Here is a 21,831-nt window from a genome sequence, read left to right as displayed (position 1 = left end):
GGCGGACCATAGCTTGGGCGTCGGCCGATGTCAGAGGAATTTCTGCATCAGCACAAGGTCCATGTATCGGTCGAACTTTAAGCCCGCTTGCGGCACGGTGGCCACATGGGCGTAGCCCAGCCGTTCATGAAAGGCGCGGCCTTCGGCGTTCTCGCCGGACACCCCGGCGATCATCTGGTGTGCCCCCGCCTTGCGGGCATGATCCTCGATCGCGGTCATAAGCGCCCGGCCTGTGCCCTTACCGTTCGCATCGCGTGATAGCGAGATCGAGTGTTCCATGCAGGTCTTGTAGCCGATCCCGGCCCGGAACTGGCCATAGCTCGCCTGACCCAGAAGCTGGCCGTCGTCCCCGATTGCCACCAGGAATGCATGGCCTGCGGCCTCTTTGGCCGCAATCATCTCGCGGATGTCGGCTTCGGTTTTGAGGACCGAGTTGAAGGTGATGGCCGAGGTCTCGATCCAGTGGTTCAGCAGCGCCGCGATAGCGGGCGCGTCTTCGGGCCGGGCAGGGCGGATCATGTCAGGACACGGGTCCCGTGCGGAGTAGAAAAGGTCGCGCGCAGGTGCTTGTGCGGGCTCAGGCGGATGACGACGCGAGGGTCATTGAACTCTGGGCCAAGCGCGTGCTGCAGCGCCTCGGCTTCGGGAAGCGAGATTTCAAGCTGGGTCAGCCGGACCCCGGCATCCGGCAGCGCCTTGGTCGGATGAAGGCTCCCCTGCCATTCGATCAGCGCGGGGTAGGCGTCGTTGAGGGGAAGGCGGCCATCCGCGGGCACTGCCATGCGCCAGCGAAAGTCGCCGCGTTGCAGGTCGACCGGGGTGCCTGCTCCGGGGGGTGCCGCGGCCAGGGCCTGGTCAAGGTCATCGGTTCGGCACACCCAGTTCGTCAGGCGAGGTGGGCCCTGGAAGTGGTCAAGGTTGAACCAGCGGGGCCATCCGGGATGGCGGGCGTCGGGGTCGGGGGCGATGACTTCAAGGTAAAGGTCCCCAAGGCCCAGAAGCCGGTTGTGGGTCGCCATGTGCGGATGCTTGCCGCCCCCGGCCAAAGGCACGCCAAGTGCTGCTTCGACCCACGCCGCGCCCTCGTCCAGCGACTGCGCGGAAATGGCGATGTGATCGAACACCAGGCTCATTCTTCGGCCTTCAGCACGATCTTCGTCTGCGCTTTCAGCGCCAGCGCCAGGGCAGTGAAGCGGGCCTGCGCGACCTCGCCGAAAAGGCCGACACCGTCTTCGGTCAACGCCAGGGTCAGAAGCCGTTTCTTCGGCTGCCAGCGAAGCTCTCCCGCCTGTGCGGGGTCGCCGACCGAGAACATCGCACCGAACCGCATGGCTTTGCCAAGGGCTTCGGCTTCCTGGACATCGGTTTCCGAAAGCAGGCGGAACAACGGCTCCATCCGGCTGCCTGCGCGGCTGTTCTTGTAGCGGTGCAGAAGCGCCAGGCCCAGGAAGACGCGACCGGGATGGTCGAGGCCGCCCAGGTTTGCACGGGTCGCATTGTCGAAGCAGGCTTCGGCCCGGTAGTCAGGATGTGCCCGCCAGGTGGTGTCATGCAGAAGGCAGGCGGCCTTGATCAGCCGAAGCCGTTCCACGCTGACGCCGCTGAATATCGGCTGGAGGAAGGTGAAAAGCTTCTTGCCGAAGCCGGGAATGCGGGCCTGGGTAAGCTCTGTCATCCTTGCGGCCTCGATCAACGGGTCGCGCGCGCGCAGACGCTCGGGCATCTGTTCGTAAAGCAGGCCCTCGCGGATGCCGTAGGCCGAAACGTCGATCTCGGACGGCTTCAGGACCCGGATCATTTCGCGCAGGACTTCGCAGGCCAGTGGCACAAGCTCCATCCGCTCGGCGCTTGTGCCCGTCCGGCCGCGAAGGGCTGCAAGGTCGGTGGTGGCCAGCCAGTCCAGCGTTGCGGTCAGGCCCTCCGGCGTCATCCGGTATTCGTGGAGGACGGTCAGCGGGTAATTCCGCCGCTCCATGTCCAGCCGCGCGATGACCCGCCAGCTGCCGCCCACCAGATAGACCCGGTCGCCTGCGGGCCTGATCTCTTTCGCAGCCGCCTCAAGGATCGTTTCGATATGGGCTTTGCGCTTCTTTGGGTCGTCCGAAACCTGCTGCAGGCGGAAGGGGCCAAGCGGGGTGGATACGCGCTTGCCGACTTTTCCATTGCCGATCCGGGCCAGTTCCATCGAGTTTCCGCCGATGTCGCAGACAATGCCCTGCGCCTCGGGCCAGCCAAGAAGAACGCCCTGGGCCGACAGCCTGGCTTCTTCATCACCGTCGATCACGTGAAGCTTCAGGCCGGTTTCGCGCAAGACCTCGGCCTGGAATTCCGGCCCGTCTTCGGCCTCGCGCGTGGCGGCGGTGGCCACGACGGTAAGGGGGTGGATGTCCATCCCCCTGGCCAGAAGCGAGAAGCGCTTCAGCGCGGCAAAAGCACGCACCTTGCCTTCGGGGTTCAGCCTGCCGGTCTGTGCCAGGCCTTTGCCAAGGCCACACATGATCTTCTCATTGTAGAAATAGGCGGGGCTGCGGGCCGCCCCGTCAAAGACCACCATCCGGACCGAGTTGGAGCCGACATCGACCACACCGACCCGGCTGAGGGCGCGGGCGGACGGGTCGTCGAAAAGCGGCTTGCCGAACGGGTCCCAGTCGCCGCTGTCGTCATCATCCTCGGGCCGAGGTGATTGTCCATCTGCAGCCATTCGAGAATCCCCTCCGGTCGTCTGCGGGCATCGTGCCGGTGACCGGGTGCAGGGTCAACCGGCAGGGGCGAGGCAATCTTTTCTGGCGATGACGGAAAATCTGCCTGAAGAGTCTTGCGTCAGCGCTTTTTCGGTTTCGGCTCGGGCTTCGCGCCAATGGCTCGGGCCGCTTCGGCAGCGGCGCGCAGTTCCTCGGCGATTTCCTCGGCCTCTTCGGGGTCGAAGTCCAGTGGCAGCTCGATCCCGCCTTCGGCTTCAACGTAGATGCGGACCATGCCCGCATCGGTCGGCCCGATCTGCAGGTTCGCGGCGATGTCACTGGGTGAGTTGATGCTCATGCATTTCGGGTAGCGCAGGGGCGGGGCTCTGTCCAGAGGGCTGATACTTGACTTGATCAAGCAACCGATCAATCTGCCTCTATGGACGCCATCGACCGAATCCGCGACTTCAACCGCTTCTACACCCGGGCCTTGGGGCTGACCGGTCGGACCTATCTACAGTCGGGTCGCACTCTGGCCGAAGTGCGGCTGATCCACGAGATCGGCGAAGGCGGGCCGGTGACGGCGCGGGCGCTGGCGCGGGGGCTGGGGATCGATGAGGCGCAGCTGTCACGGATGGTCGGGCGGCTGATGCGCGAAGGTCTGGTGGAACGCCATGCAGATGCCGCGGACGGTCGGCAGTTTCCGTTGTCGCTGACCGCCACGGGGCACGAGCTGTTGGGCCAGTTCAGCGCGCAATCGCGGGCGGCCTTGTCGGCCCTGATCCCTGAGGGGCGGCACGAGGCTCTGGCCGGGGCACTGGCAGCAGCGCGGCAAGTGATGGAACCCGGCGAGGTGACGATCCGGACGCTTGCGCCCGGTGACGCGGGCTGGATCATCGGGACGCACGGCGCGCTCTATGCACGGGACGAGGGTTACGACCAAAGCTTCGAGGCGCTGGTCGCCCGGATCATGGCCGACTTTCTTGAGCGGGGCGACGGGGCACGGGAAAACGTCTGGATCGCGGAAAACGGGCGGGAACGGCTCGGCACGATTTCCTGCATGCGGGAGGACGATCAGACCGCGCGATTGCGCCTTTTCATCCTTGTCCCCGAGACGCGGGGGCTGGGCCTTGGGCAACGGCTGCACGACACCTGCGTCGACTTTGCGCGAAGGGCTGGCTACCGCCGCATGGTGCTTTGGACCCACGAAAGCCACCGCGCGGCCTGCGCGCTTTATGCGAAGAATGGCTGGCGGCTGGTGCAGTCCCGGCCTGGCGAAGCCTATGGCCAGAAGGTCGTGGATCAGGACTGGGAAATCATGCTCTGAGGCTTGCATCGCGCGCGGTCAGGCGCTATGTGCGCCCCCGAGTGCAGCCTTAGCTCAGTTGGTTAGAGCACCAGATTGTGGATCTGGGGGTCCCCCGTTCGAGCCGGGGAGGCTGTACCATCCCCCCAGGCCCATTCCATCGAAGTTCAGCGCGGCATCTTCTCGAAATCGCTGATCGCTGCTGCTTGAAAGGCGGGCAACGTCTCGCAGTGCTCTGCCAGAGCGATGAGTCGGGCATGGTCGGTCGTCGAAAGACACTCATCCATCCGGTCCTGCATGTACCAGATCAGCGTGGCGATCATGACGTCTGCATGGGTCAGGGCGGGGCCGCAGGCATAGGGGCTGGCCAGAAGGCGGGTCAGCTCATCCAGGCCCGCGCGGGTCTGGCCGAGGCAGCGGGTCAGCCACTCGGCGCTCTGCTGTGGACCCTTGTGGAAATGGCGCTCGTAGACCACCGCGGCGGTCTTCTCCAGCGTGCCTTGCGCAAGCGCCGTCATTTGCAGAACCTGCCTCCGGGCGGGACCGGAGGACGGGCAAAGGGCGCGATCACCTGCCAGTTCGTCGAGATGGTCAAGGATCGCTGCGCTGTCGATCAGCACCTCGCCATCGTCCAGCACAAGGGCCGGGATGCGCGTCAGAGGGCTGATCCGACCGACCGCCTCGGCATCACCAAAGATCGACCGGGTGTCGCGGGTGAAGGGGATACCGTAGTGATGAAGTGCCACTGCCACGCGGCGGGTGACGGGGCTGTCGTACTGGCCGACGAGGATCATGGCGGGCTTTCCGTCACTCGGGTGCGGGGCAGAAACCAAGATCATAGACGCTGTCGGGTGTCCAGATGGCCGCGTCCAGCGCCTTTGGCGCCGGCGGGGTGAGCGTGATCGCTTCGCCACCGGCCAGGGACGTGCCGGCAAGGAGATCGGCCTCGCAGGAGTAACAGTCCTGACCGCACTCGAACGGTTCAGCAACTGGTTGGCCGTCGACGGGGTAGGCGTTGAAGTACTCCGCCCGAATGACGGTGACCCTGCCGTCCACCATGGCAAGCGTAAGCCTGTCCGAATAGGTGTACCCGTCGTTGATCGTGAGGGTGTTGACGAAGAGTTCGCCTTCGCCTGAAAATGCCAACCAGGCGCGGTCACTCCGCCGGGTCGGGCTTCGGGCAATCCCGGGGTTATCCAGGATTGCGACATCCGGGTCACCTTCGGGCGCAACCGGGAAAATCCGCAGGCGGACGAGGTCGCCTTCGGTTGAAAGCTCGGCCCTGAACTGGGCGTCGCTGGCAGACGGCCCCCACCGGCCTTCGGCGTTGACCGCGTCGCGCTGCGCGACGGCGGGAGAGGCGAGGAGGGTGGAGATGAGGACGAGGGGGCGAAGCATGCGACAAGTCTCCGGATGGCTTGCCAAGGATGTGCGCCGAGGCGTGATGCGGAGGCAAGCCGGGAATTGCCTACCTGCCCGTCAGCCGGCGCCGGTCAGGCGCTTGGCAAAAGCTCGGGTGTTTGCAGGGCGACGAGTAGCAGCGGCTCGATATCCTCGGCAACCGTTGGCCTCGGTTGCCAATTGGTCACGCCGCGGCGCCCCCGACCGTCAGCCCGCCGATCATCAGTGTGGGCTGGCCTACGCCCACCGGAACCCATTGGCCCGCCTTGCCGCAGTTGCCGATACCGGGGTCTAGCTTCAGGTCGTTGCCGATCGCGCGGATGCCTTTCAGCGCTGTAGCGCCGTCGCCGATCAGGGTTGCGCCCTTCACGGCTTCGCCCACTACGCCGTTCTTCACGCGGTAGGCCTCGGTGCAAGAAAACACGAATTTTCCAGAGGTTATGTCGACCTGGCCCCCGCCGAAGCCGACGGCGTAGATGCCGTCCTTCAGGCTGGCGACGATGCCCGCTGGATCGTCCTTCCCGGCGAGCATGTAGGTGTTGGTCATCCGTGGCATCGGGATATGCGCGAAGCTTTCTCGGCGCCCGTTGCCGGTGGGGGCGACGCCCATCAGGCGGGCGTTCTGGCGGTCCTGCATGTAGCCGACCAGGACACCGTCGTCGATCAGCACGTTCTTTGCCGAAGGAGTGCCTTCATCGTCGATGGAGAGGCTGCCGCGGCGGTCGGGGATCGTGCCGTCATCGAGTACGGTCACACCTTTGGATGCGATCTGCTTCCCCATAAGTCCCGCAAAAGCCGAGGTTTCCTTGCGGTTGAAGTCGCCTTCCAGCCCGTGGCCGATAGCCTCATGCAGGAGGATTCCGGGCCAGCCGGGGCCGAGGACGACGTCCATCACGCCCGCCGGGGCATCAACGGCCCCGAGGTTCACCCGGGCGATCCGGAGGGCCTCGGCGATCATCGGCTGCCAGGTTTCGGGGGACATGAGTTGCGCCAGACCATGCCGACCGCCCTTGCCCATGCCGCCCTGTTCGCGGCGGCCGTTTTCTTCAATCATTACAGAGACATTGAGCCGCGCCATGGGGCGGACGTCGGCGAGGCGCAGGCCATCGGGGCGAAGGATTTCAACCTCTTGCAGGCTGGCCGACAGCGTCGCCGAGACCTGCACGACGCGGGGGTCAAGGGCGCGGGCATGGGCGTCAAGTTCGCGCAGAAGCTCGATCTTCACCGGGAAGGCGGCGTCGGCCATCGGGTCTTCGGGGCGGTAGAGTCGGGTGTTGGTGCCGCGTGGCGGAGGTGCCAGAGTGCCGCCGCCTGCGCCTACTGCAAGGCGGGCCGTCTCGGAGGCGCGGCGCAGGGAAGTCTCTGAAATTTCAGTGGAATGTGCGTAGCCTGCGACCTCTCCGCGGACGGCGCGGAGGCCGAAACCCTGACTTGCGTCATAGGTCGCCTGACGGATGCGGCCGTCGTCGAGCACGATAGTCTCGGCCCGGCGGCGTTCCAGGAAAAGCTCGCCATCGTCGGCCCCTGCGGTCGCCTCGCGCAGGGTCGCAAGGGTTGCGGCCTCGTCCAGATGGGTCTCGAAGGGGCGGAAGGGTGCGTCGGTCATGGGGGAATCCTTACGGCGGGTTTCTGATAGGTAGGCCGGGGGAGGGGGGGCTGCAAGCGGTGGGGTTAAGGAGGGGTGAACGGATTTTCGAGATGGGTCGTCATTGGGGCCGCAAGGGCCTCCAACCCCTTGGGAACGCTGTGTTAAACTTGCACCTTTCGAACAAGCTAATGATCTTCTTTCTGTCTTCCTTTTGTCTTCCTTCCGTCTCTACGCACATGGAGGCGGAGGGGCGTTAACCTTGATCTGCGACTCGTTTGCCAACAAGAAGTTGAGAAGAGCCGGCGGCCAAGCCGGAGCGGTTAGCTGGGGAGGTGCGCGCGGAGGAAGCGGATTTCCTCGGCCCAGATCGTCGGACCGAAGAGGTCGACGTGGCCAACGCCGGGGAACAGGCGGATCTCCTTGGGGCCGGGGGCTGCGTCATGGAGGGCCTGGCCCATGGCGGTGGGAACGCGGGTATCGGCGGTGCCGTGGAGGACTAGGAGGGGCTCCTCGACCGCGCTGATGTGATCGAGCGAAGGGAAGGGGTCGAGGATCAGGAGCCGCGCGGGGACCCACGGGAAGCGGCGGGCCGCGACATCGGCCAGCGAGGTGTAGGGGGCCTCGAGGATCAGGGCACCGACCTCGCGGTCAGCGGCAAGCCGGGTGGCGACGCCGGTGCCCAGGGATTCGCCAACGACGGCGATTTGGTTGGCGGGGATGCCTTGGGCCAGAAGCCAGTCAAGCGCAGCGTCCGCGTCTTGGTGAAGGCCCGCTTCTGTGGGCGAGCCGTCGCTGCCGCCATAGCCCCGGTAGCTAAGGAATGCGACGCCCAGACCGGCGGCACGGTAGGCGGCCCAGCGTTTCGGGCGGTCGGCGATCTCGCCGCCTTTGCCCTGGAAGTAGAGAATGGTGGCGGCACCCGGTTCGGCGGGGGCGTACCAGAGGACGACGCGGGTGCCGTCGGCGGCGGTCAGGGCATGTTCGGTTACGCCGTCGAACCCGGCCTCGACTGGGGAGGGCGCGTTGCGGGCAGGGTAGTAGATCAGCTGGCGCTGGAACAGGAATAGCGCAGCAGTGCTGAGGAGATAGAGGGTCGTCAAGGTAACGAATACTGTCCTGACAGCGCGAAGGGGCGGCGGGGTCATCGCGGATAGAGGCCGTCGATGAAGTCGGCCCCCTTTGACCAGGTTTCGGAAGTGAAAAGCGCCTCATGCCCGACCGGGCCGAGCGAGAGGAAGGTCTTGGGGTCCTTTGCGGCCTCATAGAGCCGCTGGCCGAAGCCGAACGGGATCACCCGGTCCACTTCGCCGTGCAGGATCAGGAGCGGCGCCTGGATCAGAGCGACGTGGTCGCGTGAGCGGTACTGGTCCTTCATCAGAAGGCCAACCGGCACCCAAGGATAGGCGCGGCGGGCGACATCGACGGCGGCGGTGTAGGGGGCTTCCAGCACGACGGCGCCGACCGGGTTCTGCGCGGCGGTGATCACGGCGGGGCCCGTGCCGAGCGACTCGCCCACCAGCACGATCCGGTCCGCGGCAAACCCGAGGCTGCGGAGATGGTCGTAGGCGGTCTTGGCGTCGGCGAGGAGCCCGGTTTCGGTCGGCCGACCGGTCGACCCGCCATAGCCGCGCCAGGAGAGGAACGCGACGCCATAGCCCCGTGTCTGGTAGAAGGCGAAGCGGTCGGCGCGGTCGGCGATGGCCCCGGCGTTGCCGTGGAGGAAGAGGATCACGGGGCGCCCCTCGGCAGGTGGGCTGTACCACAGGACCAGCGTCTCGCCGTCGGGTGTGGCAAGCGTCACCCGCTCGACCCCAGTCAGCCCCACGGCCTCGGGCGCGGGGTCGTGGCGTGACGGGAAGTACTGGAGATCACGCTGGAAAACATACATCCCCGACAGCGCGGCTACGTACAAAACCCCGAACGTGACGAGGGTCAGCTTGATGAAGCCCATGCGGGTTTACCTCTCTCCGGCAGGCCGTTTACAAGCGCTGCTTTGTCGCAATGGTTTTGCTTGTCGCGGCCAAGCTAATATGGTTTGAGGGCCCTTGGGAACCAACGGGATTCTGCCCTTGACGGCGGGGCCGTAGAAGGCGGCGGCAAGCCGCGACGTGAACGGGATAAGCGACATGCGTCTTTCGACAGTGATCAACGGGATTGCCGCGGCTGGGATCGCCACGCTGGCGGCTGGCTCGGCCCTTGCGCAGCAGGCTTTGGAGATCATCGGGCAGCCGGTGGACGGCAAGATGGGCTTCCAGCCCGCGGCGACCGAGCTTGCCGACGACATCCACTGGCTGGACAACATGCTGCTTTATATCATCGCGGCCATCGTGATCTTCGTTACGGTGCTGTTGATCTATGTGATCGTCCGCTTCAACTCGAAATCCAACCCAACGCCCGCGCGCTTCACGCACAACAGCCCGCTGGAAGTTGCGTGGACCGTGGTCCCGATCGTGATTCTGGTCTTCATCGTCGCGCTCTCGCTGCCGATCCTGTTCAAGCAGCAGGAAATTCCGGTAGGTGACGTCACCATCAAGGCGACGGGCTACCAGTGGTACTGGGGCTATGAATATGTGGACGAGGGTGTGGCCTTCGACAGCTACATGATCGGCTCGCCCGCGACCGGGGGCACCAACATGCTGACCCCGGAAGTCGAGGCACAGCTTGTGGCGGCGGGTTACACGAAAGGGCAGTTCCTCCTCGCGACCGACACTGCCGTGGTGGTGCCGGTGGGCAAGACGATCGTTGTGCAGGTGACCGCGGCTGACGTGATCCATTCGTGGAAGGTTCCGGCGTTTGGCGTGATGCAGGATGCGGTGCCGGGCCGGACGGCGGGGCTGTGGTTCAAGGCCGAGAAGGAAGGCATCTACTTCGGCCAGTGCTCCGAGCTTTGCGGCCAGATGCATGCCTACATGCCGATCACGGTCAAGGTCGTGTCGGAAGCGGCCTATGCCGAGTGGCTTGCAAAGGCCAAGGCGGGGGATGTGATCCTGTCGCATGTGGCCGAGGAAGCGTCGACGCAGGTGGCCTCGAACGACTGAGGCCAAGAGTTCTGGGTGACCGTGACGGGGCTTGCCGGAAACGCAGGCCCCTCATGACTGAAAGATCGGTGAATGAGCGATATCGGAACATACCAGGGCGTGACCGAAACCCCGCATGAGGCGGGCTTCGGCGATTACGTGCAGCTTCTGAAGCCGCGCGTGATGTCGCTGGTGGTCTTCACCGCGTTGGTGGGTCTGCTGGTCGCGCCGGTTTCGCTGCATCCGGTAGAGGCGTTCTCGGCGATCCTGTTCATCGCACTTGGGGCTGGGGCCTCGGGTGCGCTGAACATGTGGTGGGATGCCGACATCGACGCGGTGATGAAGCGCACGAGGCGCCGTCCGGTGCCCGCGGGCAAGGTGCAGCCGGGCGAGGCGCTGGCCGTGGGCCTGGCGCTGTCGGGGATCAGCGTGGTGATGCTGTGGCTCGCGACGAACGCTGTGGCGGCGGCGCTTCTGGCCTTCACCATCTTCTTCTACGCGGTCGTCTATTCGATGTGGCTGAAGCGCTCGACACCGCAGAACATCGTGATCGGTGGTGCTGCCGGGGCCTTTCCGCCCATGATCGGCTGGGTTGCGGCGACGGGGAGTGTCTCGGTCGAGGCGTTCCTGATGTTCGCGCTGATCTTCATGTGGACCCCGCCGCATTTCTGGGCGCTCGCGCTTTTCATGAAGGAAGACTACCACACGGCAGGCGTGCCGATGCTGACGGTGACCCATGGCCGGAAGGCGACGCGGGTGCATGTGCTGGTCTACACGCTGTTGCTGGTGCCGGTGGCGCTGGGGGCCGCGATGACCTCGATCGGCGGGCCGTTCACGCTGGCGGTCGCGGTGGTGCTGAACCTCTGGTTTGTTGTGGGCGCCCTCCGCATCTGGCGGCGCGATGAAGCGGTGGCCGAGGCGGATGGCTACAAGGCCGAGAAGGCCTTCTTCCGCTTCTCGCTTCTCTACCTTGTCCTCCACTTCGCGGCGTTCCTGGCGGAAGTGGCGCTGAAGACTGTCGGGCTTGGGGGCTGGTGAGATGACTTTCCGGCCCGAGCACGAGCTGCACAAGCGCAGGTTCAGCCGGAATGTGGGCCTGGGCCTGACGCTTGCGGCCTTCGTGGCCCTGGTCTTTGCGCTGACGGTAGTGAAGGTAAAGCGCGGCGACCCAATGCAGGGGTTTGACCACGGCTACCAGCCTGAAGCGGTTCCGAGGGAGGCTCAGGAATGATCTTCCCGCGTCTTCAAGGTCCTGCCCGCACTGCGACGTTTCTTGCCGCCATGGTTGTCACGCTGGCGTTCACGACCATTGTGGTCATACCGCCGTTCTACGACTGGTTCTGCCGCGTAACCGGGTTTGGCGGCACCACCTCGGTCGCCGATGCTGGCTCGGATGTCGTCCTAGACCAGACCGTCAAGGTGCGCTTCGACGCCTCGCTGGAACAGGGGATGCCCTGGACCTTCAAGCCGGTCGAGCGCTCGATGGAAATCCGTATCGGCGAGACGGGACTTGCCTTCTACGAGGCACACAACCCGACCGATCGGGTGGTGGCGGGGACGGCGAGTTACAATGTCTTCCCCAATGCCGCTGGCGGCTATTTCACAAAGATCGACTGCTTCTGCTTCCAGGAGCAGGTGCTGCAGCCCGGTGAGACGGTCCAGATGCCGGTCAGCTTCTATGTCGACCCGGCGATGGTCGACGACATCGAAGGGCAGTTTGTGCGCGAGATCGTGCTCAGCTATACGTTCCACGAAACACCGCTGCCTGATGAACAGGCGGCGCTTGAAACTCCAGCCGTGCCCAATGCAGGTGCGGTGAACTGAGACAAGACAACGAGGGAAACGCCAGCCATGGCACACGCAAAGAACCACGATTACCACGTCCTGCCACCGTCGATCTGGCCCTTCCTTGGTGCGCTGGCGGGCTTCGTGATGCTCTTTGGTGCGGTCCTCTGGATGCACGGCTCGGGGCCGTGGATCGGGCTGATCGGTCTGGTGGGCGTCCTTTACGTCATGTTCGCCTGGTGGTCCGAGGTCGTGCACGAAAGTCGCGTCGGCGATCACACCCCGGTCGTCCGTCTCGGCCTGCGCTACGGTTTCATCCTCTTCATCATGTCCGAGGTGATGTTCTTCTCGGCCTGGTTCTGGACCTTCTTCAAGCACCGCATGTACCCGATGGGGCCGGACAGCCCGGCGGTCGACGGTGTCTGGCCGCCCGCGGGGATCGAGACGTTCGACCCCTGGCACTTGCCCTTCATCAACACCCTGATCCTGCTTCTTTCGGGCTGCGCGGCCACCTGGGCCCACCATGCGCTGGTCCACGAAAACAACCGCAAGGACCTGATAAACGGCCTGATTCTCGCTATCGGTCTGGGTGTCGTCTTCACGGGGATGCAGGCCTATGAATACAGCCACGCGGCCTTCGGCTTTGCAGGCAACATCTACGGCGCAAGCTTCTTCATGGCGACCGGCTTTCACGGCTTCCACGTGATCATCGGCACGATCTTCCTGACCGTCTGCCTGCTGCGCGCGCTGAAGGGTCACTTCACCCCCGAAAAGCACGTGGGGTTCGAGGCGGCCGCCTGGTACTGGCACTTCGTCGACGTGGTCTGGCTTTTCCTCTTCGCTGCGGTCTACGTCTGGGGCCAGGGCTGATCCTCAGCTTCTGACAGGCTTTCCAAGCGCGGGCCTTCGGGCCTGCGCTTTCATTTCCGGGAACACAATGCGCCGCTACTTCTTTCCGCTTCTCTTGGGCATTGCCGGGGTTGCCGTCCTGGTAAGCCTTGGGGTCTGGCAGCTGAACCGGATGGAGGAAAAGCGCGTCTATCTGGATGAGATGGAGGCGCGGATCGCCAATTCTCCCATCGCCTTGCCGGATGCGCCGGACGAGATGGCGATGAAATTCCAGGCCGTCTATGCCGAGGGGCGCTTTACCGGCGAGTATCTGGAAGTGCTCGCGGGCCAGAAGGGCGCAAGCCCCGGCGTCCTGTTGATCGAGGCCTTTGCGCTGCCCTCGGGTCGCCGCATCCTTGTCCAACGCGGGTTTGTGGAGGAAGACGCACGCACGACCCCCCGCACCACGACCGAAGCGCGGGTCGAGGGCAATCTGCACTGGCCGCAGGATTCGAATGCCTCCACCCCTGCGCCGGACGAAAAGACCGGCCTCTGGTTTGCGCGCGACGTGGCTGCGATGGCTTTGAAACTGAAGACCGAGCCTACGCTCATCGTCGCAAGCGCGCCTACCGGCGACGGGATCGAGCCGGTTCCGGTCGACACCGCCTCGATCCCCAACAACCACTGGGGCTATGCGATCCAGTGGTTCCTTCTGGCGGCGACATGGGCGGGGATGACAGTCTTTCTTCTGTGGCGTATCAGAAGCCGGACAAACTGAAAGCGAAGCGATGAACTACATCTCGACCCGCGGCACCGCGCCCGTCCTTGGCTTTGGCCAGGCGATGATGACCGGCCTTGCCCGCGACGGGGGCCTTTACGTGCCCGAGACCGTGCCGGTGATGACCGAAGCCGAGATCGCGGCGCTTGCGGGGCTGCCATATGAAGAGGTCGCCTTCCGCGTGATGCGGCCCTATCTGGGCGGGTTCTTTTCGGACGACGAATTCAAGGGCCTGATCGCAAAAGCCTACCATGGCTTCCACCACGCCGCCCGCGCGCCGATGGTGCAGCTCGCCGCGAACCACTTCCTTCTGGAGCTTTTCCACGGCCCGACGCTTGCGTTCAAGGACTTTGCCATGCAGCTCATCGGGCAGATGATGCAGGCGGCCTTGGCGCGGACGGGGGAGAGGATCACCATCGTTGGCGCCACCTCGGGCGACACCGGAAGCGCCGCGATGGAGGCGTTCCGAGGGCTGGCCAATGTCGATGTCTTCATCCTTTTCCCGCATGGCCGGGTGTCCGAAGTTCAGCGGCGCCAGATGACCACGCCGTCCGAGGCGAACTGCCATGCCCTGGCGCTGGAGGGCGATTTCGATGACTGCCAGGCGCGGGTGAAGGACATGTTCAACGACTTCGCCTTCCGCGACGGGGTGCGGTTGGCGGGCGTGAACAGCATCAACTGGGCCCGCGTGCTGGCGCAGGTGGTTTACTATTTCTACGCGGCCGTAGCGCTTGGTGGGCCGCATCGTTCCGTCAGCTTCACAGTGCCAACCGGCAACTTCGGCGACATCTTTGCAGGCCATATCGCCAAGCGGATGGGGCTGCCGATCGACCAGCTGGTGATTGCGACGAACCAGAACGACATCCTCGACCGTGCGCTGCGCCAGGGTGACTACCGGACGAACGGAGTGAAGCCCTCGATCAGCCCGTCGATGGATATCCAGGTCTCGTCGAACTTTGAACGCGCGCTGTTCGAGGCCTATGGGCGCGACGGCAACGCTATCGCCCAGCTGATGGCCGAGTTGAAGGCGGGCGGTTTCCATATCAGCCAGGGCGCGCTGCAGGCCTTGCGCGCGACCTTCGCCTCGGGCCGCTGCAGTGAGGAGGAGACGCTGGCCACGATCGCCCGGTATCGGGAGACGACGGGCGAGCTTCTCTGCCCGCACTCCGCTGTCGGCGTGAAAGTGGCCGAGGAGCATCTGGGCGCCAGCCCGATGGTCACGCTGGCGACCGCCCATCCCGCGAAGTTCCCGGATGCGGTCGAGAAGGCAACCGGCATCCGGCCCCGCCTGCCGCCGCATATGGCCGACCTTTTCGAGCGGAAGGAACGGATGACCCGCGTGCCGAACGACCTTGCCGCGCTGCAGGCGCTGGTCCGCGAAAGGATCGCCCAGTGACGCAAGCCCTTCACACCCTGCCGAACGGCTTTCGCATCGTCACTGAGGCCATGCCCGGTCTGCAGTCGGCCAGCGTCGGCCTTTGGGTCGAAGCCGGTGGTCGGCATGAAACGCCCGAGCAGAACGGTATCGCGCATTTTCTGGAGCATATGGCGTTCAAGGGCACTCGTCGGCGGTCGGCGCTGCGGATTGCCGAGGAAATCGAGGATGTGGGCGGCTATATCAACGCCTATACCAGCCGCGAGATGACCGCCTATTACGCCCGCGTCCTGTCGCAGGATGTGGTCATGGCCCTGGACGTGATCGCGGATATCGTGCTCAACCCCTTGTTCCGCAAGGCGGATATCGAGACCGAGCGGCACGTCATCCTGCAGGAAATCGGCCAGGCGCTGGACACTCCGGACGATATCATCTTCGACTGGCTGCATGAGGTGAGCTACCCCGACCAGCCCTTCGGGCGCACGATCCTGGGGCCCGAGGAGCGGGTAGCGGCATTCAAGAAGGCCGATTTCGAGGGCTTCACCCACGCGCACTACGGCCCCGACCAGATGATCCTGTCGGCCGCAGGTGGTGTCGACCATGCCGCCATCGTCGAGGCGGCCGAGCGCATCTTCGGCGATCTGAAACCGGTTGGCCGGTCCACCATCCAGCCCGCCCGGTTCGAGGGCGGCGAGCGGCGCGAGGTGAAGGACCTGGAGCAGGTCCATTTCGCTCTGTCATTCGAAGGGCCGGGCTATCGGGACGACAAGGTCTATGCTTCTCAGGTCTATGCGACGGCGATGGGCGGGGGCATGTCGAGCCGGCTCTTCCAGAAGATCCGTGAGGACCGGGGCCTTTGCTACTCGATCTATGTCCAGTCCTCGGCGTATGAGGACACCGGGCAGATCACGATATATGCCGGCACCTCGAAGGAAGAGATCGGCGATCTGACCACGCTTACCCTGGACGAGCTGAAACGCGCCGCCGAGGACATGACCGAGGCCGAGGTCGCCCGGTCCCGCGCCCAGCTGCGCGCAGGGCTTCTGATGGGCCTCGAAAGCCCGTCCTCCCGCGCCGAACGGAACGCGCGGCTTCTGTCGATCTGGGGCAGGGTGCCTGCCGTGGCCGAAGCCGTCACCAAGATCGACGCTGTGGATACCGACACCGTCCGCGCCTATGCCGCCGAGCTTACCGCTGCCCGGTCGGCACTTGCGATCTACGGCCCGGTTGCCAAGGCGCCCGGGATCGAGGCGATCCGGAAGGGGCTTGCCGCCTGATGCTGGGCCTGAAGCGCCGTGTGCGGGTTGAGACCGAACGGATGACGCTGCGGCTGCCAGAGCACGCCGACTGGCGGCAATGGTCGGAACTGCGCGACACCTCGGCCGAGTTCCTGGCGAAATGGGAGCCGGTCTGGGCCAACGACCACCTGACCCGCCGTGCCTTCACCAACCGCGTCTACTGGGCGCAGCGGGCCGAGGCGCAGGGCACGGCGCTTCCGATGCTGATGATGCGGCGGTCGGACAACCAGCTTCTCGGCGCGCTGACGCTTGACAACATCCGCCGCGGCCCTTCACAGGCGGGCACCTTCGGCTACTGGATCGGCCAGCCCTTCGCCCGCCAGGGCTACATGCGCGAGGCGATCCTGGCGCTGACCCACCACGCTTTCACCCGCATGGACCTTAGCCGCCTCGAAGCCGCCTGCCTGCCGGAAAACGTGGCCTCGCGCGGGGTGCTGGAGAAATGCGGCTTCAAGTACGAAGGCGTCGCGCAAAGCTACCTTCAGATCAACGGCCGCTGGCGGAACCACGTGCTTTACGCCAACCTGAGGGGAGATCGGCGGGGTCGGACGGATGTGGGCTGAGGCAACCGATTGGCGTCTGATCTGCCGCCGGGGCCTGGCGCCTCCCCTCCCCCTCGTGGGGAGGGGTTGGGGGTGGGGGGCCCTTTGGCCTGAGCGCATGCTGATCTTCTCGACCAGCCCCCCCTCCCTGACCCTCCCCCACGCGGGGGGAGGGGAGCCCTGCTTCCCCGGTCTTCGGACATGACCGGCGGACGCGCCCGCATCGCGCTTCTGCGCGGCGTCAACGTCTCGGGCGCGAACAAGCTGCCGATGGCCGAGTTTCGGACCATGCTTGCGGCGATCGGGCTGGAACGGGTCGAGACCTACATCCAGTCCGGCAATGCCGTCTTCGACAGCGACCGCCCCATCCCCGAGCTTGAAGCGACGATCCGCGACGCAATCGCCGCCCGCTTCGGCTTTGCGCCCGAGACCTTCGTCCTCGACGCCCCCGACATCGCCACCGCCCTGACGGACCACCCGTTCGCCAGCGCGGAGCCGAACCGCGTCCATGTCTTCTTCCTGAAGGAAAACCCGGTGCCGGACGAGGCCGCGCTGCAGGCCCTCGCCCTGCCTGGGGATGCTTGGGCCTCCGGACCCCGCCGCTTCACGCTTCACACTCCCGCAGGCGTCGGAACGTCGAAGCTTGCCGAGAAGCTGCCGAAATACCTTCCCACCCCCATGACCGCCCGCAATCTGCGCACCGTCGCCGCTTTGCACGCCATGCTGGCCGCCCGCGCCTGACCTCGCGCATCCGTGATCCCAAGGCCCGATGACGGGTGCCGATTCCACGTTACCCTCCGCAGAACCCCGGAGGTGACACGATGCGCCTGACGCTTGCCCCGATCCTTGCGCTTGTCGCAGCACCCGCCTTCGCGCAGGAGGAGCGCATCCCCTCACACTGCATCGCCGTGGCTGAGGCCGAGCCGCAGGTCGTCCCGGTCACCCTGGAAGAGGGGCTCGCACCCGACAGCGTGCTCATCCGCTACGTCGACCACGCGAGCTTTGCCATCGTCACCCCGGACGGCACGACGGCTGTCACCGACTACACCGGCTATATCGGCACCCAGGACATCGTCCCCGACGTCGTCACGATGAACAACGCGCATTCCACGCATTGGACCGCAAGCCCCGATCCCCGCATCCCCAATGTCCTTCAGGGCTGGAGCGAGGGCGAAACCCCCGTCGAACACCGCCTTGATCTTGGCGCCATGCTCGTCCGCAATGTCACCACCGACACCCGCGGTCCCTTCGGCGAGGGCGCGCGACAGGACGGCAACTCGATCTTCATCTTCGAGGCTGCGGGGCTTTGCATCGGCCACCTTGGCCATCTCCACCAGATCCCCTCGGACGAGCAATACGCCGCTATCGGGCGGCTTGACGTGGTCATGGTCCCGGTCGACGGCGGCTACACTATGCGGCTGGAGGATATGGCGGGCGTGGTCCGGCGCCTGCGCTCATCGGTCGTCATCCCGATGCACTGGTTCAGCGAGGCCTCGCTGCAAAGCTTCCTGTCCGAGATGTCTTCCGAGTTCACCGTGGTCGAGACCGGTGGTGCGCAGATCGCGCTGTCGCTGGATGAGCTGCCATCCGAACCCACGATCATGGTGCTGGAACCCGCCTACATCGACTGACGGCCCTCTGGCCCCCGCCCTGGCCCCGCGTTACGAAGGGCCGAAGGAGGGCCGCCGATGCTGAACCCCTGCGACAGCGCCTTTGTCACGGGCCTGGCCGAAAGCCTGCCCGACGGCACGCTTTCCGCACCAGAACCCCGCCATCTGGAAGAGCCGCGCGGGCGATGGCAGGGGCAGGCGGGTGCGCTGGCCCGTCCCCGGACGACGGACGAAGTCGCCCGGATCGTCCGCGCCTGCGCTGCGGCGCGGGTGGGGATTGTGGCCTGGGGCGGCGGCACCGGCCTTGTCGGCGGGCAGACCATGGCCCAAGGCCCCGCGCCGCTCCTTCTGTCGCTGGAACGGATGACGGCACTTCGCGGCATCTGGCCCGAGGAGAACGCGATGGTCGTTGAGGCGGGCATGGTCCTGGCAGATGTGCAGGCCGCTGCTGCCGGGGTGGATCGGCTCTTCCCGCTAAGCCTCGCGTCCGAGGGCAGCTGTCGGATCGGCGGCAATCTGGCGGCAAATGCCGGGGGCACGGCGGTCCTGCGCTATGGCAATGCGCGCGACCTTTGCCTGGGGCTGGAGGCGGTGTTGCCGGACGGCACGGTCTTCAACGGGCTCACGCGGCTTCGGAAGGACAATGCGGGCTATGACCTCCGCCACCTTCTGATCGGGTCCGAAGGGACGCTTGGGGTGATCACTGCTGCTAGCCTTAAGCTCTTCCCGCGCCCGGCTGCGCAGGTGGTTGCGATGCTGGCGGTGCCCTCGCCTTCGGCTGCACTTGATCTTCTGGCCCTTGTGGGGCAGCGGGTTGCGGGCCTTGTTTCGGCCTTTGAGCTGATCCATCGGATGGGCTTCGACTTCCTGGCTGAAACGATGCCCGAGCTCCGCGCGCCCTTCGATCCGCTGCCGGACTGGCTGGTGCTTCTGGAACTGGAGCTGCCCGCGGGGCTGGAGCCCGAGGCTACCATGGCCGGGCTCTACGATGGGGGTGCAGAGGCTGGACTGGTGAGTGACGGGGTCATCGCTACTTCGGAAGCCCAAGCCGCCGCCCTCTGGCACCTGCGCGAAGCGATCCCGCTGGCCAACCGCAAGATCGGCGCGGTGTCGAGCCATGACATCTCGCTGCCGCTTTCGGCCATACCGGGGTTCATCGAACAGGCCCCCAGGCTGTTGACGCCTTTGGGTGAGTTCCGGGTCAACTGCTTCGGGCATCTCGGCGATGGTAACCTGCACTGGAACGTCTTCCCGGCAAAGGGTCACAGCCGGAGCGAGCACGACGCAGTGCGGGACGAGGTCAAGACCCGCATCCATGACCTGGTCCATTCGCTGGGCGGGTCGGTGGCGGCCGAGCACGGGGTCGGGCGGCTGAAAGTCGGCGACCTCGCACGCTACGGCGATCCGGGGAAACTGGCCGCGATGCGGGCGATCAAGGTAGCCCTTGACCCACATGGGATCATGAACCCCGGCGCGGTGCTGGTATCCGGCATCTGATCCGGCTCGATCGGGCCGCTCCTCGATGACTTCGTCACTCGTCGCGACGCGCCTTCCGACGAGGAGACGAAGTCGAACGAGGAGGGATACCGGAGAGATGCCGCAAAAGAAACATCCCCGCCGCAGGAGACCTGCGACGGGGTGCTTTGGGTGTGTGGGTCACGCTGTGGGTAGCAGCGCGGCCGGGTTGGGTAGACCCGACAGGACCCGGTCTAGAGTGATTCCCTTTCGGGACGGTTAACGCCAGTTCATCTCAACGAGCGTCGGACCGATTTTCGACGAAAATCGGCAGGTTGGCTCGCCATTGGCGGGCGTCAAAGCCCTTCAAACTCGCAGAGCGCGTGGACATCCATGCCCATCGCCTCAAGCTTCCTGCGCCCGCCAAGGTCCGGCAGGTCCACGACAAACGCGCAGCCCACCACCTCGGCCCCGAGCCGCTCGATCAGCCTGATCCCAGCTTCCGCCGTGCCGCCAGTGGCCAGAAGATCGTCGACCAGCAGCACCTTCTCGCCCGGGCTCATCGCGTCGTCGTGCACTTCGACCACCGCCTCGCCGTACTCCAGCTTGTAGGCCTGCGATATCGTCTGGCCGGGAAGCTTGCCCTTCTTCCGGATCGGCACGAAGCCGGTCGAGAGCTGATGCGCCACCGCGCCGCCGAGGATGAACCCCCGCGCCTCAAGCCCCGCGACCTTGTCGATCCGCATCCCGGCATAGGGCGCCAGCAGCTGGTCCACACACATCCGAAAGCCGCGCGGATCGGCGAAAAGCGTGGTCACGTCGCGGAACAGGATTCCCTCATGCGGGAAGTCGACGATCGTTCGGATATAGTCCTTGACGGTTTTCTTCTTGGTCATGCTGCAGGTCCGGGTTCGGGGATCGGCTGGACGGTCAGAGCACGCGGCCCGCAACGGCGTCAAGCCTGGCGAGTAGATCGGGGTCGCGTTTGTCGGGGGCGGTCATGATCGCGTGGGTCAGCGCCCGGTCGCAGCTGTGGGGGCAGGGCTCTCGGTCGGGGTCCAGTAGGGCAGGGAGCCGGGCGACCAGGCCGCGGGCGGCGGCGGCGTTGGCGTGGACGACGGCGATCACCTGGGCCACGTCGACTGCGCCGTGATCGTCATGCCAGCAGTCGTAGTCGGTGACCATCGCGACCGAGGCGTAGCAAAGCTCGGCCTCGCGGGAGAGGCGGGCCTCGGACATGCCGGTCATTCCGATCACATCGGCGCCCCAGCTTTGGTACATCCGGCTTTCGGCGCGGGTGGAGAACTGGGGGCCCTCCATGGAAAGGTAGGTCGCGCCCTGGTGGATCGTCAGGCCTTCGGCTCGGCCGGCCTCGGCGGCAAGGGCACCAAGGCGGGGGCAGGTGGGGTCGGCGAGGCTGACGTGGGCGACGCAGCCGGGGCCGAAGAAGGACATTGGCCGCTGGCGGGTGCGGTCGATGAACTGGTCGACGATCACGAAGTCGCCGGGGGCGTAGTCTTCGCGGAGGGAACCGACGGCGGAGACGGCGACGAGGTCGGTGCAGCCGAGGCGCTTCAGGGCGTCGATGTTGGCGCGGTAGGGGACGTTGGCCGGGTCATGGACATGGCCCCGGCCGTGGCGGGGAAGGAAGGCTATGGGGAGGCCGGAAAGGCGGCCGACGAGGACCTCGTCCGAGGGTTTGCCCCAGGGGGTGGCGACCTTGACCCAGGAGGCGCCTTCCAGCCCGTCGATCTGGTAGACCCCCGATCCGCCGATGACGCCGAGCATGGTCTGCATTGGGCTCCCCCTTGGTTGGCCGGGGAGGAGGATAGACGGGTCGGAGAGGCGGGGGAAGGGGGAGTAACGCTGAGTTACGCCTGGAGGCCGCAAGGGATTCCAAAGGGTTAGCTGGGGGTCGTTCAGGATTTGTTAGGATTTGGGTTGATTGGGTTGTAGCTTGATCGCGGGGAGTTGGGGCGGCGCCAACTTAGCGTCAGGCTACAACTCCTAGAAACATCGAGTTTCCGGTTTGAGCGGTGGGTTCAACCGGTGGCTGCAACACTTCATTCTTTGATCGAAGAAGGAGTGTGAGCCATGACGTATCGTCGCCGGATCTACTATTCGGCCGAACAGCGCGCCGAGATATGGGCTCGTTGGCAGCGTGGGG

24 protein-coding genes and 1 tRNA gene are annotated in these 21,831 nt (G+C 65.5%); 14 read left to right on the top strand and 11 right to left on the bottom strand.

What is annotated here, in order from left to right:
- Window positions 1-30 precede the first annotated feature (30 nt).
- From ACRCSW_RS12065 to ACRCSW_RS12050, 4 genes are all read right to left on the bottom strand, one after another.
- Window positions 31-519, bottom strand: coding sequence for a GNAT family N-acetyltransferase (locus ACRCSW_RS12065; protein WP_438705390.1), 489 nt, complete (start codon window positions 517-519; stop codon window positions 31-33).
- Window positions 516-1,133, bottom strand: a complete 618-nt coding sequence (locus ACRCSW_RS12060; RefSeq protein ID WP_438705388.1) for a VOC family protein — start codon at window positions 1,131-1,133, stop codon at window positions 516-518. Before ACRCSW_RS12060 ends, ACRCSW_RS12065 begins: the two co-directional genes overlap by 4 nt.
- Window positions 1,130-2,701 carry a Ppx/GppA family phosphatase gene (locus ACRCSW_RS12055; RefSeq protein ID WP_438705386.1) on the bottom strand — a complete coding sequence of 524 codons (1,572 nt, stop codon included), beginning with the start codon at window positions 2,699-2,701 and terminating at the stop codon, window positions 1,130-1,132. The genes ACRCSW_RS12060 and ACRCSW_RS12055 overlap by 4 nt, the downstream gene beginning before the upstream one ends.
- A gap of 119 nt (window positions 2,702-2,820) precedes the next feature.
- Window positions 2,821-3,039 carry a DUF6324 family protein gene (locus ACRCSW_RS12050; RefSeq protein WP_438705384.1) on the bottom strand — a complete coding sequence of 73 codons (219 nt, stop codon included), beginning with the start codon at window positions 3,037-3,039 and terminating at the stop codon, window positions 2,821-2,823.
- A gap of 81 nt (window positions 3,040-3,120) precedes the next feature.
- On the opposite strand from ACRCSW_RS12050, the gene ACRCSW_RS12045 reads away from it, so the two are divergent.
- On the top strand, window positions 3,121-4,008 hold the full coding sequence (locus ACRCSW_RS12045) for a bifunctional helix-turn-helix transcriptional regulator/GNAT family N-acetyltransferase (protein WP_438705382.1): 888 nt from the start codon (window positions 3,121-3,123) through the stop codon (window positions 4,006-4,008).
- Between the two features lie 43 nt (window positions 4,009-4,051).
- Window positions 4,052-4,128, top strand: a tRNA-His gene (locus ACRCSW_RS12040).
- A gap of 26 nt (window positions 4,129-4,154) precedes the next feature.
- On the opposite strand, the gene ACRCSW_RS12035 is transcribed toward ACRCSW_RS12040, so the two are convergent.
- From ACRCSW_RS12035 to ACRCSW_RS12015, 5 genes are all read right to left on the bottom strand, one after another.
- The gene (locus tag ACRCSW_RS12035) at window positions 4,155-4,781 is read right to left on the bottom strand and encodes a glutathione S-transferase family protein (protein WP_438705380.1); all 627 of its coding nucleotides are present in this window, start codon (window positions 4,779-4,781) and stop codon (window positions 4,155-4,157) included.
- Window positions 4,782-4,794: 13 nt separating this feature from the next.
- On the bottom strand, window positions 4,795-5,385 hold the full coding sequence (locus tag ACRCSW_RS12030) for a hypothetical protein (RefSeq protein ID WP_438705378.1): 591 nt from the start codon (window positions 5,383-5,385) through the stop codon (window positions 4,795-4,797).
- 187 nt (window positions 5,386-5,572) lie between these two features.
- A complete protein-coding gene (tldD, locus tag ACRCSW_RS12025; protein WP_438705376.1) occupies window positions 5,573-6,994 on the bottom strand; it encodes a metalloprotease TldD in 1,422 nt (473 codons plus the stop codon).
- A gap of 302 nt (window positions 6,995-7,296) precedes the next feature.
- Window positions 7,297-8,076, bottom strand: coding sequence for an alpha/beta hydrolase (locus ACRCSW_RS12020; protein WP_438705375.1), 780 nt, complete (start codon window positions 8,074-8,076; stop codon window positions 7,297-7,299).
- Between the two features lie 41 nt (window positions 8,077-8,117).
- Window positions 8,118-8,927: an alpha/beta hydrolase gene (locus tag ACRCSW_RS12015; protein WP_438705373.1), complete on the bottom strand. Its 810-nt coding sequence runs from the start codon at window positions 8,925-8,927 to the stop codon at window positions 8,118-8,120.
- Between the two features lie 175 nt (window positions 8,928-9,102).
- On the opposite strand from ACRCSW_RS12015, the gene coxB reads away from it, so the two are divergent.
- The 12 genes from coxB (at window position 9,103) to ACRCSW_RS11955 (ending at window position 19,706) form a co-directional block, all read left to right on the top strand.
- Window positions 9,103-10,014 carry a cytochrome c oxidase subunit II gene (gene coxB, locus ACRCSW_RS12010; RefSeq protein WP_438705371.1) on the top strand — a complete coding sequence of 304 codons (912 nt, stop codon included), beginning with the start codon at window positions 9,103-9,105 and terminating at the stop codon, window positions 10,012-10,014.
- Window positions 10,015-10,086: 72 nt separating this feature from the next.
- Window positions 10,087-11,031 carry a heme o synthase gene (cyoE, locus tag ACRCSW_RS12005; protein WP_438705369.1) on the top strand — a complete coding sequence of 315 codons (945 nt, stop codon included), beginning with the start codon at window positions 10,087-10,089 and terminating at the stop codon, window positions 11,029-11,031.
- A 1-nt stretch (window position 11,032) separates the two neighbouring features.
- A complete protein-coding gene (locus ACRCSW_RS12000; RefSeq protein WP_438705367.1) occupies window positions 11,033-11,224 on the top strand; it encodes a hypothetical protein in 192 nt (63 codons plus the stop codon).
- Window positions 11,221-11,817, top strand: a complete 597-nt coding sequence (locus ACRCSW_RS11995; RefSeq protein WP_438705365.1) for a cytochrome c oxidase assembly protein — start codon at window positions 11,221-11,223, stop codon at window positions 11,815-11,817. The genes ACRCSW_RS12000 and ACRCSW_RS11995 overlap by 4 nt, the downstream gene beginning before the upstream one ends.
- 27 nt (window positions 11,818-11,844) lie before the next feature.
- Window positions 11,845-12,648 carry a cytochrome c oxidase subunit 3 gene (locus ACRCSW_RS11990; RefSeq protein ID WP_438705363.1) on the top strand — a complete coding sequence of 268 codons (804 nt, stop codon included), beginning with the start codon at window positions 11,845-11,847 and terminating at the stop codon, window positions 12,646-12,648.
- Between the two features lie 67 nt (window positions 12,649-12,715).
- Entirely contained in the window at window positions 12,716-13,384 is a 669-nt protein-coding gene (locus ACRCSW_RS11985; protein ID WP_438705361.1) for an SURF1 family protein, read from the top strand.
- Between the two features lie 10 nt (window positions 13,385-13,394).
- Window positions 13,395-14,780: a threonine synthase gene (gene thrC, locus ACRCSW_RS11980; RefSeq protein WP_438705359.1), complete on the top strand. Its 1,386-nt coding sequence runs from the start codon at window positions 13,395-13,397 to the stop codon at window positions 14,778-14,780.
- A complete protein-coding gene (locus ACRCSW_RS11975) occupies window positions 14,777-16,036 on the top strand; it encodes a M16 family metallopeptidase (RefSeq protein ID WP_438705357.1) in 1,260 nt (419 codons plus the stop codon). The genes thrC and ACRCSW_RS11975 overlap by 4 nt, the downstream gene beginning before the upstream one ends.
- Window positions 16,036-16,620, top strand: a complete 585-nt coding sequence (locus tag ACRCSW_RS11970; protein ID WP_438705355.1) for a GNAT family N-acetyltransferase — start codon at window positions 16,036-16,038, stop codon at window positions 16,618-16,620. The genes ACRCSW_RS11975 and ACRCSW_RS11970 overlap by 1 nt, the downstream gene beginning before the upstream one ends.
- A 180-nt stretch (window positions 16,621-16,800) precedes the next feature.
- Complete coding sequence (locus tag ACRCSW_RS11965) at window positions 16,801-17,340, top strand: DUF1697 domain-containing protein (protein WP_438705353.1); 540 nt, start codon at window positions 16,801-16,803, stop codon at window positions 17,338-17,340.
- A gap of 80 nt (window positions 17,341-17,420) precedes the next feature.
- Complete coding sequence (locus tag ACRCSW_RS11960; RefSeq protein ID WP_438705352.1) at window positions 17,421-18,230, top strand: MBL fold metallo-hydrolase; 810 nt, start codon at window positions 17,421-17,423, stop codon at window positions 18,228-18,230.
- A gap of 57 nt (window positions 18,231-18,287) precedes the next feature.
- Window positions 18,288-19,706 carry an FAD-binding oxidoreductase gene (locus ACRCSW_RS11955; protein ID WP_438705350.1) on the top strand — a complete coding sequence of 473 codons (1,419 nt, stop codon included), beginning with the start codon at window positions 18,288-18,290 and terminating at the stop codon, window positions 19,704-19,706.
- A gap of 314 nt (window positions 19,707-20,020) precedes the next feature.
- Here ACRCSW_RS11955 and ACRCSW_RS11950 read toward each other — a convergent pair whose 3' ends face one another.
- Together ACRCSW_RS11950 and ACRCSW_RS11945 are read right to left on the bottom strand one after the other, a co-directional pair.
- The gene (locus ACRCSW_RS11950) at window positions 20,021-20,560 is read right to left on the bottom strand and encodes an adenine phosphoribosyltransferase (RefSeq protein ID WP_438705348.1); all 540 of its coding nucleotides are present in this window, start codon (window positions 20,558-20,560) and stop codon (window positions 20,021-20,023) included.
- 34 nt (window positions 20,561-20,594) lie between these two features.
- The gene (locus tag ACRCSW_RS11945) at window positions 20,595-21,461 is read right to left on the bottom strand and encodes an S-methyl-5'-thioadenosine phosphorylase (protein WP_438705346.1); all 867 of its coding nucleotides are present in this window, start codon (window positions 21,459-21,461) and stop codon (window positions 20,595-20,597) included.
- Window positions 21,462-21,831: the final 370 nt, after the last annotated feature.

The sequence above is a fragment of the Tabrizicola sp. genome, from assembly GCF_051645465.1.
GTDB lineage: Bacteria > Pseudomonadota > Alphaproteobacteria > Rhodobacterales > Rhodobacteraceae > Tabrizicola.
Note: the sequence above shows the minus strand (reverse complement) of the source record. Positions and strands in the feature narration are given on the sequence as shown.